We start from the raw sequence: 316 nt of genomic DNA, 5'->3' as shown, positions 1-316 counted from the left end.
TCGCGTTGGCGCGCGGGGGAATGACGATGACGGCAGCCGCACTGTGGTCGGTGACCGCGTCGTAGGTGGGTTTCCCGTCATAGGCGCCGCTGTGAACTGCCCGATCCGACCATCGATCTGGTTGAGCAACGGCTCCACCTGCGATGCGTCGCCCGCGTCCTGGTCGGTCATCGTATGTGCAATAATCTCGCTGCTATCGGCATCCAGTGCCACATGCAGCTTTCGCCAACCACGGCGGGATCTGGCGCCATGCTTCTGCTCCAACCATTGGCCCGCGCCGTAGACCTGCAGTCCAGTGCTGTCGACAAGAATATGC

The 316-nt window shown here is 62.3% G+C and carries 1 pseudogene; it reads right to left on the bottom strand.

Going from position 1 to position 316, the window contains the following annotated elements:
• Positions 1 to 316: pseudogene (locus tag FFR93_RS40565) on the bottom strand (transposase); the annotation flags it as partial.

Source organism: Rhizobium sp. MHM7A (assembly GCF_005862215.1).
Classification (GTDB): domain Bacteria; phylum Pseudomonadota; class Alphaproteobacteria; order Rhizobiales; family Rhizobiaceae; genus Rhizobium; species Rhizobium bangladeshense.
The sequence above is the reverse complement of the archived record's forward strand: the minus strand, read 5'-3'. Positions and strand labels throughout refer to the sequence as shown.